Annotated in this window: 16 protein-coding genes and 1 tRNA gene; 7 read left to right on the top strand and 10 right to left on the bottom strand. The window is 38.6% G+C overall.

Going from position 1 to position 15,077, the window contains the following annotated elements; translation table 11 throughout:
- Positions 1–49: 49 nt before the first annotated feature.
- Positions 50–217: a hypothetical protein gene (locus tag I0P70_RS07085; protein ID WP_196115975.1), complete on the top strand. Its 168-nt coding sequence runs from the start codon at positions 50–52 to the stop codon at positions 215–217.
- On the top strand, positions 204–599 hold the full coding sequence (locus tag I0P70_RS07080) for a hypothetical protein (RefSeq protein WP_196115973.1): 396 nt from the start codon (positions 204–206) through the stop codon (positions 597–599). The genes I0P70_RS07085 and I0P70_RS07080 overlap by 14 nt, the downstream gene beginning before the upstream one ends.
- Before the next feature lie 5 nt (positions 600–604).
- Here the strand turns inward: I0P70_RS07080 and I0P70_RS07075 are convergent, their stop codons facing one another.
- Positions 605–1,567, bottom strand: coding sequence for a DNA cytosine methyltransferase (locus tag I0P70_RS07075; protein ID WP_196115971.1), 963 nt, complete (start codon positions 1,565–1,567; stop codon positions 605–607).
- Between the two features lie 61 nt (positions 1,568–1,628).
- On the opposite strand from I0P70_RS07075, the gene I0P70_RS07070 reads away from it, so the two are divergent.
- On the top strand, positions 1,629–1,871 hold the full coding sequence (locus tag I0P70_RS07070) for a hypothetical protein (protein ID WP_196115969.1): 243 nt from the start codon (positions 1,629–1,631) through the stop codon (positions 1,869–1,871).
- Positions 1,872–2,038: 167 nt separating this feature from the next.
- On the opposite strand, the gene I0P70_RS07065 is transcribed toward I0P70_RS07070, so the two are convergent.
- Both I0P70_RS07065 and I0P70_RS07060 read right to left on the bottom strand, forming a co-directional pair.
- On the bottom strand, positions 2,039–2,542 hold the full coding sequence (locus I0P70_RS07065; protein WP_196115968.1) for a hypothetical protein: 504 nt from the start codon (positions 2,540–2,542) through the stop codon (positions 2,039–2,041).
- A 329-nt stretch (positions 2,543–2,871) separates the two neighbouring features.
- Positions 2,872–3,429 (bottom strand): recombinase family protein, encoded by a 558-nt coding sequence (locus I0P70_RS07060; protein WP_196115965.1) that lies wholly within the window; start codon positions 3,427–3,429, stop codon positions 2,872–2,874.
- Between the two features lie 366 nt (positions 3,430–3,795).
- Between I0P70_RS07060 and I0P70_RS07055 the strand changes: the two genes are divergently transcribed.
- Both I0P70_RS07055 and I0P70_RS07050 read left to right on the top strand, forming a co-directional pair.
- Positions 3,796–4,677 (top strand): PIN domain-containing protein, encoded by an 882-nt coding sequence (locus I0P70_RS07055; protein ID WP_196115964.1) that lies wholly within the window; start codon positions 3,796–3,798, stop codon positions 4,675–4,677.
- A gap of 105 nt (positions 4,678–4,782) precedes the next feature.
- Positions 4,783–5,445, top strand: coding sequence for an RDD family protein (locus I0P70_RS07050; RefSeq protein ID WP_196115962.1), 663 nt, complete (start codon positions 4,783–4,785; stop codon positions 5,443–5,445).
- A gap of 11 nt (positions 5,446–5,456) precedes the next feature.
- Here I0P70_RS07050 and I0P70_RS07045 read toward each other — a convergent pair whose 3' ends face one another.
- Genes I0P70_RS07045 through I0P70_RS07035 form a run of 3 tightly spaced genes read right to left on the bottom strand, consistent with a single transcriptional unit; the run spans position 5,457 to position 9,968 of the window.
- Positions 5,457–6,989, bottom strand: a complete 1,533-nt coding sequence (locus tag I0P70_RS07045; protein WP_196115960.1) for an ADP-ribosylglycohydrolase family protein — start codon at positions 6,987–6,989, stop codon at positions 5,457–5,459.
- On the bottom strand, positions 6,989–7,699 hold the full coding sequence (locus I0P70_RS07040; RefSeq protein WP_230392048.1) for a DarT ssDNA thymidine ADP-ribosyltransferase family protein: 711 nt from the start codon (positions 7,697–7,699) through the stop codon (positions 6,989–6,991). Before I0P70_RS07040 ends, I0P70_RS07045 begins: the two co-directional genes overlap by 1 nt.
- The gene (locus I0P70_RS07035; protein WP_196115958.1) at positions 7,674–9,968 is read right to left on the bottom strand and encodes a UvrD-helicase domain-containing protein; all 2,295 of its coding nucleotides are present in this window, start codon (positions 9,966–9,968) and stop codon (positions 7,674–7,676) included. Before I0P70_RS07035 ends, I0P70_RS07040 begins: the two co-directional genes overlap by 26 nt.
- A 149-nt stretch (positions 9,969–10,117) precedes the next feature.
- Here I0P70_RS07035 and I0P70_RS07030 point away from each other — a divergent pair, with 149 nt between their 5' ends.
- Positions 10,118–10,966, top strand: a complete 849-nt coding sequence (locus I0P70_RS07030; RefSeq protein ID WP_196115956.1) for an HNH endonuclease — start codon at positions 10,118–10,120, stop codon at positions 10,964–10,966.
- Between the two features lie 126 nt (positions 10,967–11,092).
- Here the strand turns inward: I0P70_RS07030 and I0P70_RS07025 are convergent, their stop codons facing one another.
- Both I0P70_RS07025 and I0P70_RS07020 read right to left on the bottom strand, forming a co-directional pair.
- Positions 11,093–11,578 carry an SRPBCC family protein gene (locus I0P70_RS07025; protein ID WP_196115953.1) on the bottom strand — a complete coding sequence of 162 codons (486 nt, stop codon included), beginning with the start codon at positions 11,576–11,578 and terminating at the stop codon, positions 11,093–11,095.
- 409 nt (positions 11,579–11,987) lie between these two features.
- Positions 11,988–12,061 (bottom strand) — tRNA-Arg (locus tag I0P70_RS07020).
- A 191-nt stretch (positions 12,062–12,252) separates the two neighbouring features.
- Here I0P70_RS07020 and I0P70_RS07015 point away from each other — a divergent pair.
- Positions 12,253–12,669 carry an organic hydroperoxide resistance protein gene (locus I0P70_RS07015; protein ID WP_196115950.1) on the top strand — a complete coding sequence of 139 codons (417 nt, stop codon included), beginning with the start codon at positions 12,253–12,255 and terminating at the stop codon, positions 12,667–12,669.
- A gap of 56 nt (positions 12,670–12,725) precedes the next feature.
- On the opposite strand, the gene sucC is transcribed toward I0P70_RS07015, so the two are convergent.
- Positions 12,726–13,928: an ADP-forming succinate--CoA ligase subunit beta gene (sucC, locus tag I0P70_RS07010; RefSeq protein WP_196115947.1), complete on the bottom strand. Its 1,203-nt coding sequence runs from the start codon at positions 13,926–13,928 to the stop codon at positions 12,726–12,728.
- A 218-nt stretch (positions 13,929–14,146) separates the two neighbouring features.
- Positions 14,147–14,683 carry an SRPBCC family protein gene (locus tag I0P70_RS07005; protein WP_196115945.1) on the bottom strand — a complete coding sequence of 179 codons (537 nt, stop codon included), beginning with the start codon at positions 14,681–14,683 and terminating at the stop codon, positions 14,147–14,149.
- Between the last annotated feature and the right edge of the window lie 394 nt (positions 14,684–15,077).

Here is a 15,077-nt window from a genome sequence, read left to right as displayed (position 1 = left end):
GAGAAAGTAATATTGAATTATGCATAGTCAAAAGAACCAGAGTCATTCTTTGAAGATATCAGAAGACAGTGATTTGAGGATTTTACAGATTCAGATGATTCTGAAAAAACAGCTTAGAAGGAACGTGAGTAAGAAACAGGTTATCACCAGTGCCATCAAGGCATTAGAGGAACGCATGGGTATTATTGTGGAAGGGAAGAGCGATGGAAATGAATAGCTATCAAAATCCCATGGTATATGACACCGAAATTGAGGCTTATAGGTTAAAGATTCCAAATGACTTAATTATCAACACGGAAAATTGTGACCATAAAGTAACTGTGATAGAATGCATCAGCAGAGAGCATGATGTGTTTGACTGTATTACCAGCTATGAGGATTACGATTACGTGATGAGCGAGTATATTAAAAAAACAGGCAGTTCACCCAAGCCCACAGCAGGTGTGCTTATTTTATACTATGATGAGGTACTAAGGCTCCATGTTACCCTGGCGGTTAAGGTAAGCATCAGCAGAGTAGAGTATGAGGCTTTTGCTGATGTTCCTTCTACTATGAATAGAAAGGTCAAGACCTTCCAAGACTGGCAAATGGATAGCTGATTAGCTTAACGTTTCTGCTCAGGAAGATGCTTTATATTATAAGGAGTATGGTCAGGTTTTAACCTTTTGAGTATGTGGGAAATCACGGGAACAGTCCATCCGTTGCCTAATAACTTATAGCGTAAGTGATTAGCTACACTTTTTGTATAGCCGATAGGTATACCTTGCAGTTTTTCCACTTCCTCAGGAGTCAACTTTGACAGGTAAGGCTTCAATAATTGTAGACTGTAATAGTTTCTGTTTAAGCCAGCTTCGGGATAAATGTCGACAATTGTACCATCATGCAACCTGTAACGATTTCCTGATTTCTCAACAGGATGTTTGAATTTTAGCTGCCGTTCCCTGTTAATGAAGTAGTTCTGAGCAGTAGCATTAGAGTATGTAGCGGTAACACAATAAGCTTTGTCTCTTTCAGAAAAGCCACTTTCAAGTATATCCTGCAACAATACGCCTCTATCCTCAGGTACTTCCACCCCATCTATATTAGTCCAGTACAGCCTGACCCTATTTTGTGCGGTCACTAAAGCGGAGTTTATCTCGACTGGTTCAACATTAAAGATAGAAGTGATAGCATCCTGATGCCTCTTATTCATCATAACATTTTCCAGCAGAAAATAGGGCGCATCAGTTTCGCTTAAAAGTCTTTCAAACTCATAAATTAATCGACCTCTACTATCATCAAAATTTCTTTGATTGCCACGTTTTGAAAATGATTGACAAGGCGAACCGCCAATTACCAAATCTATTTGACCCGTATCAAAGATTCCATTTTCAGTTATCAAACGATTTTCTTTGAAACTTACTTTTGACACATCTCCTATGTGAATGATATCGGGGAAGTTGTTTTTTGACACCTCAATTGCTGCACTGTCAATTTCACTTGCATAGTATTTGTCGACTCTAATTCCTGCTTCTTGGAGTGCAAGTCGAGCGCAACTGATGCCATCAAATAAACTTAGGACGTTCAAGATTTGAGATTATAATGTTATAATTGCAAAAATAATCAAAGCAATATATAGTAACAAAGAAATGGCGAAAGGTACAGACATAGACGCAATCGTTGAGACACTTCAGCAATCGCAGCAAAATAAGGAGTTACTCGATGCAATGGTAAGCCAGTTAGAGAAGTTCGTTATTAATCAGAAGATAGTCCTCAACGAAATTGAAACGCTAATCACACAGGCAAAAGAAGGTAAGGTGGAGAAGAGAAGCAAACGTGGGGGCTACAGAGGCAGAAAGAAAAAGGATACTGACCAGATAACTTCTGAGTAGGCAGAAGCTTTAATATGTATGTGTAGGCAACATCAGACATGTTACCTACACATACAAACATTGAGAACCTCCTGATGCTGACGTCTGACTTTCGTTAAATAGCTATAAAGTATAAGTATTGATATGCCATAACTATCATGATTGATATGCATGCTTCGTAGTATATCTTATTCATCAGCTAATATGCCAGATATTATATCCTTTCTTAATTCTATTAGATACTTCTGTTTAATGTCAGCTATTTTTATTGTGAACCGCAAATCAACAGCATCTTCTCTTAAACAATCAGCCCTAAGTTCACATTTAAAATCGTTTTCTAACAATTCTGCGGCTTTTGATGTTTTTATGTAATAATCCCATAAGTATCCACTTCTTAACCCCTCTATATCTTCTTGGTTTTCAGGTTCTTCTACACTAATACCTACTTTAGCAGCTATAAAGGAATCTAAACCATCATAATCATTTGAATATATAGCTATTAATACTTCATCATCCTCATCATTGATTGAGTAATCGCATTCTATGTCTTCCAAATATTCTTTAATGAGATAAGACTCGGCTATTTCAAAATCTGTCATTGTGTAAACTATGTGCTTTTTAGTAGTTATGTGTAAATATTTATTGATTTCTATACTGCAAATGTATAAGTAATTTAAAGCATTTGCAATCATAACTTACTGATTATCAGATACAAACATATTATATATATTTGCACAACAACATAATAATGATGATTATCAGGTAGTTAATATAGTAATGATGCTATAATTAGACATAAATAAATTTTTTATTTGGCTAAAAATAGTTTATGCCTGGTGAATAGTGTGATAGTATAGTGAGTATAGTATATCATTAAGTTGTATAAAATAAGGCTACCTGTGGTTTTATAAGAGGGGCAACAAAAAAAGCTACCTGTTACAGTAGCTTAATTGGGTGTCTGATGCAGCAGCCTGGACTAATCTGCAACAGGAATTAAATAGTAGGTCGCTGATGAATGATGTTAAGCAGCGACTTCTTTGACATAGCTATAGAGTGTAGGTTTTGAGATGCCCATCATCTGGCAAATCTCATCAATTGTATGTTGCTTCTCTTGGTAAAGCTTCACCGTTAATCTTATTTTGTCTTTGCTCATTTTTTTGGGGCGACCACCGACACGACCTCTTGCTCTTGCTGCTGCGAGACCAGCTTGGGTACGCTCTTGAATAAGATTCCGCTCGAACTCAGCCATTGAAGCAAAAATGTGGAAGACCAGCCTCCCCGTGGCTGTACTGGTATCAATGCTCTCCTGTAAGCTTTTCAAAGCTATGCCTTCTTGCTCTAAGTAGTTCATCCACTCGATTAAATCCTTGAGCGACCTTCCTAATCTGTCCAAACGCCAGATTACTAACGTATCTCCGCTCCTTAGCATTTCTTTCACCTTTGTCAAAGCTGGTCTTTGGGAAACCGTACCCGAAATCTTATCGGTGAAGATTTTCTCACAGCCAGCCTGAGCAAGAGCATCATGTTGCAAGTCTGCGTTCTGAAGAACTGTTGAAATTCTGGCGTAGCCTATTAACATATAGAGTAGGTTAGTTAAATATCTCGTTATACAAATATAAAAATTTACTTTGAATAACTTACTGAGTTTATTTACTTTTTAATGTGCCTTTACGCTTAACCAGAAGCGTTGGTGTTTTTGAGCGTGAGCAGTAAAGAAAGTATTCGTTTTGATTACTTTGGGTAAATAGGGGTACTTTTCACAAATCTAATATTCACATGCATGCGAGTATTTAATATTAGATATTATAGACTATATAAAGCTATATAATGGACACTTCCCTTGGAGATGATGTTGATGAAAATTAAAAAAAACAATTCCAAGATAACTATACTTAGATAGTATTATATTGTAAGCTATAAACCAATGCATTAAACAAAATAAATAATGGCACGAAAGGTAGAGAAACTTGACGCTTATATTTTTATAGATACTAACATTTTTCTTGATTTCTACAGGATTAGAAGAACGGATATTTCATTAAAGTATCTGGAAGAAATCATTAAACACAAAGAGATTATCATAACTTCAAGTCAAATTGAAATGGAGTTTAAGAAGAATAGGCAAAGTGCTATTTTAGAGTCTATTGCGGAGGTTAAAAAGAATAGTAGTAGTGGATTAAGTGTACCAGCGATATTGTCAGATGAAAAAGCTGTTGAAATGATTCAGAAGAATAAGAAAGCTATTGATGGTTACCAGAAAAAATTGAAACAAAAAATTGAAAATATTTTTGCTAATCCAAATTCGAATGACCCTGTCTATAAATCTCTTCAAAAAGTATTTTCAAATAACAGTACTCTAAATCTTAATCGAGAGAATGAACAACGTTTCGCTATTAGGAGATTGGCATTAAAAAGGTTTATGCTCGGTTATCCACCGAGGAAGTCTGCTGACAATTCTATTGGAGACGCAATAAATTGGGAATGGATAATGCGATGCGCTGAAACTACTCAAAAGAATATAATAATAGTAACAAGAGATTCTGATTATGGAGCCATTTATGATAACAACTCCTATTTAAACGATTGGTTAAGCCAAGAATTTAAATTGCGAACCAGTATAAGGAGAAAACTTATACTTACTGATAAACTTTCTTACGCCTTCAAATTAGTAGAAATTCCTGTTACCAAAGAAATGATTGAAGAAGAGGAAACTATTATTAAAGAGTCTTTAGAAGATTATCATATTAAAAAGTTGAAAGAACTTGTTGCTAAGTTTAGAGAAACTTCAAAAAACATAGATGATGATAAAAAGGAATCCAACGACTGATTAAAATTTTAGGGATTAAGTAGATAATAAGTATTCAGAGAAAATAATAAACTCTGTTTATCGGGAATTTTAATTAGAAAATTAACTTTAAGATGTAACCCATCAATGTTTACAGCAGATAAAAAGGTAGTTAGGTGTTTTGGTTGTAATGATGGATTACGAATACCATCTGATAAACACATTATAGCAACCTGCCCAAATTGTAAGGAGAAATTCGAGGCTAAAAATGGCGTAATAATAAACAGCAGCAGGGGAACCTTGAACCAGAAATATGCGACTTTCTGGCAAAGGGTTGGAGCCAGAGTTATTGATGTAGTGATATCGAGTTTAGTATTTTTTATTCTCTTCTACAATGCAATTTCTGAACTTGATGAAGCTTATGTTTATAGATTTGAACAAGCACAAAACTTCCTCGGGATGTGCTTCTTCTTTTTAATATATTATCCTATTTTAGAATATAATGGTGGAACAATAGGGAAGCAGATTATAGGTATCAAACCCGTTCTAATAGAATCAAGAACGAATCCTACAATTATAGACACTTACAAAAGGTCATTGTTTCTAATAGCCCCGATGTTAATAGGAGTCTTTGTTCTATTGTTGCAGCCATTCAGTAACGAAGTAAAAGAATTGAATTATGCTGCTGCACTGCTTTTCATGTTGTTGTCATCAGTTACCTTGTTGATAGGTCCATTGACAATGGTGTGGTCAAAAAACAATCAGGGCTGGCATGATATGTTTTCTAAGATTGTTGTTGTAAAGACCTAATTTGCAGCATTCTATCTGTTTATTAATAGCAAAAGTAGTTCAAGCAGTTCAGACCCGTTGTCATTTCTTTTAACCAAGTAACTCTGTAATGACTTGTACTCTTTATCGCTCAGTTTATGCTTTGCGACTTTAAGTACATGTTGGATATCAATTTTTGAATCGACCTCCTTATTGTCTGTTTGATTTATAACTTTTGAATCGAATACTTTTGAAAATACACAAGTCTGACCAATTGTAAACTCAACATCCAGGATAAGGTTATACTTGCCGTTGGTTAAAGTATTCTGTCGGTCAATCTTATTAATCGTTCCAATGCCAAGTGGGTTAAATGAAACAACTTCTTCCAACTGAAAATCATCATTGGAGATTTCATTGAGGCTTTTATGCACTTCAAACTTTATCCCGTTTACAGGTCTTTCATCTTTACTCTCTGAAATATTCAGTAAAGTGTCAGCAACTTCTTCAAGATAGATTTCATCCTGCACCTTACGCCATTTCTGCGGAATGCATTGTTGACCGTGTAATGCACCTATAAGTCCTCCTGTAAATGCGGCAATACTATCTGTATCTGTGCCGAGTGCATTCACTGCTTCAACGATAGCTTCAGATGGCTTGCTATGGTATCTGCATGTTAAGTAAATGCCTGCTAATACAGTTGATGTACCAGAACCTTTGGTCTCAGGAGATAAGCAACCCAATTGTTTTAGTGTATCCTTTACAGGTACATCCTTTTGCAACGCATAGTAGACATCCCTCAGATACTGCTGGCTTTCGTCAAGAATTTTAATATACTCCGTTTTAAAATTCCGACCGTTTTTATTCCACTCCTTTAGCCACTGCTGATAGTCAGCCTTGTTAAGAAACTCCAATGAGAATTTATGATGAAAATCAGCCCCAATCTGTGTAATGAAACTTTGGGGGTTAAAATGCTCAGGTCTGAAAAGCAGTATCTGGTTTATTGCATAACCATATATCATTGCCCCGAGTAACGCTCTCGGGTGACCATGGGTTATAATGCTGTTTCCAAATATCTCTTCCTTTATCTTTTCAGTATCTCCAAGATTAGCTAACGCTATAGGCAAGATTCTCATAGCAGCACCGTTGGCTCCGCTATCCCTATAGTCAACCAGCGTATCTTTGACTTTGAAAGAATAGAAGTTGCTGTTCCATTTCGCTGACTTTCTTGAAATCTTGACCGCTGCGTTCTTGACCGTTCTACCGCCTCCCCTGGCGTAGTGTAGCCAGTTCGGTAACTCAACTTTTGAAAAATAATGCTGGTCTACAGTGCCACCCTGTTTTATACTTCTTGCTACAGACAGCATAAGCTGCGTATCATCAGAATAGGAGCCTGCTTTAATAAAATCCGTGTAGCCTAAGAATCTGCCACCTACATTCTTTTGCCAGTCATAGAACTTTTCAATACGGTCTGTGCTGTATTTTTTACTAAGAGATTCGGCTGATTTTTCAAACTCAGTTATCCAGCCCAAAGCATCTCCGATAGCTGCCAGCTTTATGCTCCCCTTGTACTTTGTTTCAGGCTTCATTAAATTCTGTTAGATGTAAAAAGTGATGCGTCAACGGTAAATTTACTCGTATCCAGAAAAGACATTGCCGCTTTAGCAGATGCAAGGTCGTTTTCATTCCTGAAGCATACCGCAAGCACGTCCTCATAATTAATTTTATCCTTCACTAATATCTCTGCTTGTACATCGGTGGGGTATTTGGCTTTTAAGCTACCCCTCGACACGATACGGTTGCCTGAGAAGGCACTGATAGACAGGCTGTCTCTGAAGAGCGTCTGGAACTTCTCCAAATCACCACTGATGCCGTATTGATGTTTTGCACATCTGGAAGCAGCATTCGTTACAGCAAACAGAGTGTCTCGCTGATAGATGTACTTCGGGTCGATTTTCAATATACACCAGTTTATATGAGGTTCATTTGCCGTTTTCTCTCTGAATCTGTTCAGAAGAAAATAGTTTGGAAATGATAGCGACAGGTTGATATAGTTCTTATCATCATACCTGACTTCATCCGTAAACTCCACAAAATCGAGAATATCAGTCTGCTCTATATCCAGATGTTCAAGGTATGTACGGGAGTACAAATAACCATTTTCAATGATACTTAGTAAATTGATAGTCGGAGTAAAATGCACTAAATATTCAATCTTTCTGATTGATATCTGTTCTTCAAAACTGCTATAATTTATTTTGGTATCCATTTTCTTAGAAGGGTAGGTCATCAGGTTCATCTCTAAATATGTCAACCTTACACTTGGTATGCTTAGTTTTGAAGTTATACAATTCACCTCTATCTATTGGGTTCCCTTTTATCCAGAGTGAGTATAATGGTAAATCCATTATGGGTTTGATAGTTCTAATCTCATTATCAGATATCAACAGGGCGCCAATGTTTGAGAGATTTTGTAAGGGAGCAAGATTAACAATGTGATTTTCATATGCCCATAAAATTGACAGTGATTTTAAATTTTCAATATAGTCTAATGAGGTCAATCCATTATTGATAGCATTTAAGAATATTAAGTTGTGAAGGTTTTTGATTGGCTGTAGACTTGTAATGAAATTTGATGCAAAACTTAACATTGTGAGTGATTTAAGATTCGCAACAGCATCAATTGAAGACAGAACATTATCTGCTACATCTAAATTTTCTAACTTTGAAAGGTTAGATAAAGGGCTTAAATCAGATATTCTATTCCCAAAAGCACAAATTGATTTTAGCTCACTTAAAAAGCTAACAGGTGTTAAGTCGCTTAAATTTAGGTCTAAAAGGTCTAAGTGCCTTAATTTTAATATCTTATCTAATTTGTCAAAATTATTATTTAAAAGGAATGGGCGTTCGAATACATGTTCGTAAAACTTAAATACTGATTCGAAACCTTCATAACTGTCTAACATCCAATTTAAAACAGTATAGTAATGCCCTCTGAAATCACCACCATACTCACTAATCTCTACATGAGCTTGGAAAATAGATTTCCAGTTATCATCAAGTGATTCCCACCACTTCTTTAATTCATACTTTGCAGGCTCTGGTGCATTGCCAACTATATCAACTAAACTATCATCTATTTCAGAGAAGTACCTTGTAGGTTTACCACTACTCAGCAGGTATAGCCTCTCCCTTGCTCTTGTCATGGATGTATATAGCAGACGCCTTTCGGTTGAGATATGAAATTCATCATCTTCATCATTGAAGCCTGAAGGATACGGAATGACATCATTATTGCAGTCAACAACGATTACTACTTCAAACTCTAAACCTTTGATTGAGGATAGTGTGCAAAGCTTGATTGCATCGCTTTGATAATCAATTTCATTATTGAATATTATTTCGACCGCATGATTTTTAGAGCGTAGAAACTGCTCTACATTTCTTACTCCACTTCTACTTCTGTGCAGAATAACAATTCCCTTATACTGCTTTTTAAGCTGTACCAGTTCCCCATGAAGGTAATCCATTTGCCTGTTCCAGTCAGGAAAATAACCCACGACAGGTTTTGTTTCCCCTTTGCGAGCCGTTTCGACTTTGGTAAATTCATCCTTGTCCTGCTCTTTTTCAAGGAGTGATAGTGCTGCTCTTACTATCTGGACAGTATTACGGTAGTTCTTTTTGAACTCTATCGTTCTACCTCCTCGCACATTCAAACCAACTTCACCCCAAGTAAACCCACTCTTATAAATTCTCTGAGCAGCATCGGCAATAAGGGAAATGCTTTTTGTTTCGGATGAAACAATTTTAGACATCGCAACAACCTGTGCTTTATTCAAATCCTGTGCTTCATCTATTATTAGATGTGTGAAAGGAGGAATAAAATTGGGGTTATTATCTATTGCATGAATAGCCAGAATTGCATAATCATCAAAATCTACCTTGCCTAACCTCTTGAGTTCTTTGTTATATTCAGTGTAAACTTGCCAGATAACTTCCTTATCTGCTTTTGTTACACGGTCACCAGTGCCTCTGCCAGTTCTTTTTGCGTCAAGATAATCACCCAAAGAAGTAAACAGTTTCCCTTTCATCCATGATATTTCTTCAACGAGAAACTCAGTCTTCTTTTTTAATACGCTGGATGTACCTGAAATATTGGATGTGATTTTATCAATAAGGTCTATCTGCTCATACCCTTTAATAGTATTGCTTACTGTTTTGTAGCCGCTATTATAAAGGAAATGGTATGCCCAACGGTGAAAATTTGTCACCTCCACGTTCAAGCCCCTTGGGGTTGTTTCATTTATTACGTCTGAATCTCTTTGATAGCCACCAGATACATGTGGTCGCAATGCTCTGATATAAGCAGCAAGTGTTTTATTATAGGTAAAGATTGCAACTTTGGCAGCCTGAAACAGATTGCTCTGTGTATCAATCAGGTGTTTGGCTCGGTATAAGGCAACTGTTGTCTTGCCGCTTCCAGCAACACCTTTGATTTGAATCGGTTCAGTAGGTGGCAAGAATAATACTCTCTTCTGCTCCCCGATTAACGTTATTGGTTTTAGCATCAGTTTCAGGTTTTAGTTACAAAAAAACAAAATTAAAACATATTATGTATGTTATGCTTAATATATATAATATGCGCTATAAGTTAGCAAATATATTTAAGTAAAACTGGAATAAGTAATATGTTAATAACCTGCATGAATCTATAAGAATGAAGCAATATTATATTCAATATCATAATGCTGACAAGATGGGCTACCTACCTGATGCAGATAGCCAAGATGTGAAATCTATAAGGCTCAAGCCTGAAATCCGTGACAACTTATTTTTCTTCACCAAGAGGCATATGGTGAATAAAGCTGTCGGTGAAAATTGTTTTATGATAGTAGGGGTAAGAGGCAAAAGTAGGAGGTCAGACTTTTACCTGTGGTCGTCCTTCAGAATTGACAGCGTTAAGAGAGTTGGAAACCGCTACAATGCTTTTGGAACAGGTTTCAATTTTGAACAGCCTATACTGCTTAATGAACTGCCTGGATTCAGCGAGTTCAAAAGTGCTTGCGCCAATTTTGTTACTTTTCAGAATATATCTAAGCATCAGTTCTGTAAGCTTCTTGTTGAGTTTACAGATAATGCCAGTTTAGAACTTGCACAACTAAAAGAAGCAAAGACTGAGGACTTGCTGCTTACTGCACTTGAAGAGTTAAACAGTCGCATGCAGCACGTTACACCAGAGAAGATGGTATCTGTTATAGAACTAACTCTGCGGAAGGACCAGACAATTGTATCACTGCTTAAACAGGTAGCAAACTATCAGTGCCAGTTTCCAGATTGCTGTTCAGAAGTCAGAACAAAGTCAGGTCAGAATTACGTTGAGGTCGCTCATGTGAAACCTGTGAACGAAGGAGGGCAGAGCATTTTAGGCAACTTGATTGTTCTCTGTCCTAATCACCATAAAGAGTTTGATTATGGGGATTTACAAATCCGAGAGCAGACCCTTAGTAGATTGAATGGATTCCTGAATGGAAGGGAGTTCACAATAGATTTAATTGGAGCAACATAAGCTGTTTTCTAATATGGAATAACAAAACTTATCTCCATTATAATAACTTGTTTTATAATATGCAGCATAGTGGTGGTGATATTGTCGGTATTGCTGGTGTTGATGATTGTAGTTGGGCAAGACCAACTATCTGTCAACTTTTAACAAGCTTTCCCATTTTCCAGATTCAGCGTAGTGTTTAATCACGCTGTTTCGCTCCACCAGCAGTTGGGTCATATACCTCTTAAGAAAAAGATTGTCAGCGAGCATACCGCAAATACCGAAAGGGGAGGTGTAGTCAAACACATCTCGCATTATGGTTATGCCGTTACCAGATTCTTGGAAGTGGTGTTCATGTTTGAAACGCTTGAAAGCACCTTCTGCCATTTCATCGGCAAAATAGAAGGGGCGTTCATATTCGGTGATTTTGCTTGAAAGATGCTGCCAAACCCCGAAATGCTTTGCCCTCCACGTTACGGATTCGCCAAGACCAATAAGCCCCGATGTTACCCCTGCAACAGCACGCTCACCCGTATGCTCGGTCGAGATAACATGTAAGTCGATGCTTCTGGATAAGTCGAAGCACACTTTTACTGGTGCATTGATAGGTGTTTCGAGGTGTATGATGGGCATAGAAGCTTAAATATAAGGAAAGGGTAGGGAATAGTAGTAAAGATGTCTGATAACGGCTAAAATCGCTACTATCAATATAGTCACGTTCTCAATAGAATGGACATTCATACCATGTGTCCTCATAGACTAATCTAATTTACACCTTTAAGCATACAGTAGAGCAACAAAATCGGAGGATTGATTCGATAACTACTCTGTTTGATGTAGTAAAACTGCTCTGAAAGGTCTTTAAAACTGGTTTTAAATAATGTCTTAGATATGACAATTTGAATTATGAGCAATAAAATTTAATCAAACAACAGAGCCTTTTAATCAAACATTTTCAGGATTTGTTTGATTAAAAGGCTCTGTTTTAAACACAAAACGCTGATTATCAATCAGATAACCAGCGTTAATGTTTGATTAAATGTGCACCCGAGAGGATTCGAACCCCTAACCCTCGGAGCCGAAATCCGATATTCTATCCAGTTGAACTACGGGTGCTTTCCGTGTTGCAAAAATAGGAACAATGTGCTAAAAAGGAAATTTTAGGATCAATAATTATAATTCAGAAAGGCAGATTCCGCAGGTATAGCATTGATATAAGTACATAATTAGTTCATACCTAAAACAATATGGATAAATAGAGAGTTATTAAATAATACTTAGAATCAAGCAAACAGAATCAGAAAGCTATGGAGAAAGTGTATACGGCAGAGGTAACTGCTACAGGAGGCCGCCGAGGCCATGTGACGTCGTCTGACGGAGTTATTGATATGGCACTCTCATTACCTGAGGGCCTGGGAGGGGAGAAGGGGAAGTCAAACCCTGAGCAGTTATTTGCGGCGGGCTATGCGGCCTGCTTCCAAAGTGCTCTACTGCTGGTTGCCGGTAAGCATCACATCCGCCTTAATCCCGAATCTACTGTGAAAGCACATGTGGATCTGCTCAAGTCAGAAGACGGGAAATACGGACTGGGAGTGAAGCTGGAGGTGCACTTGCAGGGTCTTGAGAAGGACAAAGCAAAAGAGCTCGTGGACGAAGCACATGAGGTATGTCCCTACTCAATCGGTACGCGGGGTAACATCAATGTAGAATTAGAGATTGTATAAAAACAGAAAGGGCTGCCATCACTGGCAGCCCTTTCTGTTTTTATGAATTATAGGGATTAAGCTCCTACTTCAGCCAATACCTGCTTCACTTTTTCAGCAGCTTCTTTCAAAGCTACGGCAGAGTATACCTTCAGGCCAGACTCGTCGATGATGCGGGCGCCTTCTTCAGCGTTTGTTCCCTGCAGGCGAACGATGATTGGCACGCTGATGTCACCGATGTTCTTGTAAGCCTCCACTACACCATTGGCAACACGGTCGCAACGAACGATACCGCCGAAGATGTTGATCAGGATAGCCTTCACATTCGGGTCTTTCAGGATGATGCGGAAACCAGCCTCAACCGTCTGCGCGTTTGCCCCACCCCCTACGTCCAGGAAGTTAGCAGGCTCACCGCCAGAAAGCTTGATGATGTCCATAGTTGCCATCGCAAGACCGGCACCGTTTACCATACAGCCAACGTTACCGTCCAGCTTCACATAGTTCAGGTTCGACTCGCTTGCCTCTACTTCCAACGGATCTTCTTCCGTGATGTCGCGCAGGGCAGCCAGGTTCTTGTGACGGAACAGGGCGTTGTCATCCAGGTCAACTTTTGCGTCTACAGCCAGAATCTTGTTGTCTGAAGTTTTCAACACAGGATTGATCTCGAACATTGAAGAATCTGTCTCTACATACGCTTTGTAAAGGTTAGTGATGAATTTCACCATTTCTTTGAAAGCCTCGCCTTGCAAACCGAATGCAAAAGCAATTTTATTTGCCTGGAATGGACGCAAGCCGATAGCCGGGTCGATCCACTCTTTGATGATCTTCTCTGGAGTTTTCTCAGCCACTTCCTCGATGTCCATACCACCTTCAGTAGATGCCATGATCACGTTGCGGCCTTTGGCGCGGTCCAGCAGGATGCTCAGGTAGTACTCCTTCGGATCAGATTCGCCAGGATAGTATACGTCCTGCGCCACTAATACTTTCTGTACCAGTTTGCCCTCAGGACCAGTTTGATGCGTTACAAGGGTCATGCCCAGGATGTCGTTTGCGATCTGCTTCACCTGATCCAGGTTCTTCGCCAGTTTCACACCACCGCCTTTACCACGGCCACCCGCATGAATTTGCGCTTTGATCACGTGCCAGCCTGTACCGGTTTCCTCGGTCAGTTTCATTGCCGCTTTTACAGCCTGGTCTGGCGTTTCTGCCACGATGCCTTCCTGTATGCGAACGCCGTAGCTTTTCAGAATTTCTTTAGCCTGATATTCGTGTATGTTCATGCTTTCAATTTAATGGTCGCACGAAAGTAATCGTTTATCGGCTTAAATTCAAGTAATAGGTTTTTAAAATATAAACGGGAGTGCACAGCGCTATAGCTGGCCAAGACGCTACATGCTATCAGACGGGATCCTCAGGTGCAGCCTTGTTAGCAATTACATGCCTAAATGAAGTGAGGTGTCTAACGTGCAGGGATTATCCTACTTGTATGTACCTGGAATCAGGCATGCGCCAACACTAGCCTGTCAGGTTTAGGCTGATAAGACCGGGGAGTGCTGGAATACCCTTTTAATACAGATTTCCACCTGCCTGTCTCAGCAAAATGCTTAATTACCCTATTTTTCTTCTGGAGCAGAGCGGTAATATATTTTTGCAGAAACAGCTTGTCTAACATGATTCCCAATGCCCCGAAAGGAGATGTATAGTTAAAGACATCAACCATGATGGAGCCTTCAGCAGTTTCCTCAAAATAGCGTTCGTGCTTGAATTTTATAAAGGAACGCTTTTCCATCTCTTCGGCGAAATAGCGGGGCTGATCAAAAACCGTGATCCGGCTGCTTATGTTAAGCCAAAGGAAAAAATGCTTCGCTCTCCAGGTAACCGTTTCATTGTAGCCTATCAGACCAGTTGTAACACCGGCAATGGCTTGCTGGCCGGAATGGCGAGTCGAGATAGCGTGCAGGTCTATACTTCTGGATAAGTCGAAGCAGATAGATATTGGGGCATCGATAACCGTTTCTAATGTGATAGTAGGCATAAGGTATAACGTGTATAGTGTATACTGCTTCGTAAAATCTCCTTTACCTTATCTGGTCTCTGCAGACAGAGGATAACGATTGCAAGCGTAAACTGAAATTAGCCAACCTGATAGGTTCATCCAGTTTTTGGCAAAGTACTCTAAGGCAGTGAAAGCTATTAGAATATGTAAATATAACTATTCATTTATAATCATCACTATAGTTTTCACTGTTTGTGCTTTATATCTTGTAGCAATCAAAGACGAAACTCCTTTTTTATCGGCAAAGATGATAGGGGTGGCAGGCCGGATTTTATAAGATGCAGTACTTATCAACTCAGTTTAGCAGCTTTTTCCTTATCAGAAACCTCGTGTTGCTGCCATAACTCTGCTTAGAAAATTATGATGCTATGAA

Source organism: Pontibacter sp. FD36, from assembly GCF_015686655.1.
Lineage (GTDB): Bacteria > Bacteroidota > Bacteroidia > Cytophagales > Hymenobacteraceae > Pontibacter.
The sequence above is the reverse complement of the archived record's forward strand: the minus strand, read 5'-3'. Positions and strand labels throughout refer to the sequence as shown.

Coding starts and splice junctions, on each gene's coding strand:
- I0P70_RS07005 (WP_196115945.1), bottom strand. CDS start 14,683: ATGCCTACTATCACATTAGAAACGGTTATCGATGCCCCAATATCTATC.
- I0P70_RS07015 (WP_196115950.1), top strand. CDS start 12,253: ATGGAGAAAGTGTATACGGCAGAGGTAACTGCTACAGGAGGCCGCCGA.
- I0P70_RS07045 (WP_196115960.1), bottom strand. CDS start 6,989: ATGAAGCCTGAAACAAAGTACAAGGGGAGCATAAAGCTGGCAGCTATC.
- I0P70_RS07025 (WP_196115953.1), bottom strand. CDS start 11,578: ATGCCCATCATACACCTCGAAACACCTATCAATGCACCAGTAAAAGTG.
- I0P70_RS07080 (WP_196115973.1), top strand. CDS start 204: ATGGAAATGAATAGCTATCAAAATCCCATGGTATATGACACCGAAATT.
- I0P70_RS07060 (WP_196115965.1), bottom strand. CDS start 3,429: ATGTTAATAGGCTACGCCAGAATTTCAACAGTTCTTCAGAACGCAGAC.
- I0P70_RS07050 (WP_196115962.1), top strand. CDS start 4,783: ATGTTTACAGCAGATAAAAAGGTAGTTAGGTGTTTTGGTTGTAATGAT.
- I0P70_RS07070 (WP_196115969.1), top strand. CDS start 1,629: ATGGCGAAAGGTACAGACATAGACGCAATCGTTGAGACACTTCAGCAA.
- I0P70_RS07030 (WP_196115956.1), top strand. CDS start 10,118: ATGAAGCAATATTATATTCAATATCATAATGCTGACAAGATGGGCTAC.
- sucC (WP_196115947.1), bottom strand. CDS start 13,928: ATGAACATACACGAATATCAGGCTAAAGAAATTCTGAAAAGCTACGGC.
- I0P70_RS07040 (WP_230392048.1), bottom strand. CDS start 7,699: ATGAACCTGATGACCTACCCTTCTAAGAAAATGGATACCAAAATAAAT.
- I0P70_RS07065 (WP_196115968.1), bottom strand. CDS start 2,542: ATGATTGCAAATGCTTTAAATTACTTATACATTTGCAGTATAGAAATC.
- I0P70_RS07055 (WP_196115964.1), top strand. CDS start 3,796: ATGGCACGAAAGGTAGAGAAACTTGACGCTTATATTTTTATAGATACT.
- I0P70_RS07035 (WP_196115958.1), bottom strand. CDS start 9,968: ATGCTAAAACCAATAACGTTAATCGGGGAGCAGAAGAGAGTATTATTC.